3 protein-coding genes are annotated in these 1,347 nt (G+C 48.6%); all 3 read left to right on the top strand.

The genetic code is table 11. The features are described 5' to 3' along the window. Positions 1–436, top strand: a 436-nt coding sequence (locus ACMWKK_RS26180; protein ID WP_406542965.1) for an RHS repeat-associated core domain-containing protein, incomplete at its 5' end; no start/stop codon positions are given. After that, positions 433–810: a hypothetical protein gene (locus ACMWKK_RS26185; protein WP_014072450.1), complete on the top strand. Its 378-nt coding sequence runs from the start codon at positions 433–435 to the stop codon at positions 808–810. The genes ACMWKK_RS26180 and ACMWKK_RS26185, both read left to right, overlap by 4 nt. A 110-nt stretch (positions 811–920) precedes the next feature. Next, the coding region (locus ACMWKK_RS26190) for an RHS repeat domain-containing protein (RefSeq protein ID WP_406542966.1) at positions 921–1,347 on the top strand (427 nt) is incomplete at its 3' end.

The following is a 1,347-nucleotide window of genomic DNA, read 5'->3' on the forward strand; positions in this document are numbered from 1 at the left end:
GCGGTATCTGAGTCCGGACCCGGTGGGGCTGGCGGGTGGACTGAATCAGTATGCGTATGTGCCGGATCCGCTGTCGTGGATAGATCCGTTAGGTCTTAGTTGCGGCGGAACAGGTGGAACAAATCAAACTCCTCCCGGACAGGGATACCACAATGAAACCTATGCACCTAAAGCAGTTAAACCGGAAGATGCCCTTAACCTATGGGATGATTTCCTTGGCCCAGTCCCTCATACAAATACTCATCCCAGAACGGGGTTACCAGACCCAGACAGAATAGTATCGGCTGACGGTAAAAGAAGTATTCGCTATGGTAATCATGAAATGAATAGTAAACCAACCAAACATCATTATCATGAAGAAATATGGACATTAGATTCTGTAAATAATGTAATGAATGTCGATAATGTTGTTGTGAGGGTGCCTATATTAAAATGACAAATATAACGATAGTGGACGTTCATGAAAATAAAGTAAAGTTCATATCATCTTTAGGTAAGGGAGTGGCTATATGGTGCGGGGAATCCCCAAAAGTGGGTGGTTGTTATCATGTTGAGTTAGATGTTGATGATATGTTTGAATGGGGGGTAAATATAAATAGCACAAATAAAAAAACTTCCACCATCAAGATGTTGGATAATGAATTGTCATTCACCGCACAGATATTATCTTATGAGAATGATGGTGTTTTAACTGTCTCGCTAGGTGGTGAAGTCATATTTTTAGATGTTAATTCATCTCCAGGCACAATTAAATATGTCTCTTTTTCTACGCCTGTAAATAATGTGTCATTATATCCGGTTGAGCTTTAACTAAAAAGCTGGGAAGATTATAAAATCTTCCCAGCTTATTTTTATTCAGCCATGATGAGCAGGGGCACCTTGCCGCCACCGCATTCACACCGCGCCGGGTGGACGAACTCATGTTCTGGCAGGGTGAGCGCCTGCTCTGCGAGTGTGATGCCGGACGCTTCTGGCCCGGCAGGCTGACGGATAACCCGCAGTTGCAGGAGGCGCTCAGCGATACGACACATCGCGTGTGGCTGTATGAGGATGAAGATGGCTTCCGCCCGCTGCTCATGCTCTGCGGGCGGGAGACGGCCGCCAGGGTGTACCATTACGTCTGCGACCACCTCGGCACGCCGCTTGAGCTGCGCGACGTCCGGGGACGCGTCGTGTGGTCAGCCATGCTGCGCAGCTATGGTCAGGTGCTTCATGCTGATACGGCGGGGATAAATCAGCCGCTGCGCTTTCAGGGGCAGTATCATGATGCGGAAAGCGGGTTATACTACAACAGGCACCGGTATTACGACCCGGGGGTGGGGCGGTACCTGAGTCCGGACCCGGTGG

This window comes from Enterobacter sp. 01-M-03-SI-ECC, from assembly GCF_047530215.1.
Taxonomy (GTDB): domain Bacteria; phylum Pseudomonadota; class Gammaproteobacteria; order Enterobacterales; family Enterobacteriaceae; genus Enterobacter; species Enterobacter chengduensis.

Excerpts from the sequence above, each read along its gene's own strand:
- ACMWKK_RS26185 (WP_014072450.1), top strand. The coding sequence starts at position 433 with ATGACAAATATAACGATAGTGGACGTTCATGAAAATAAAGTAAAGTTC.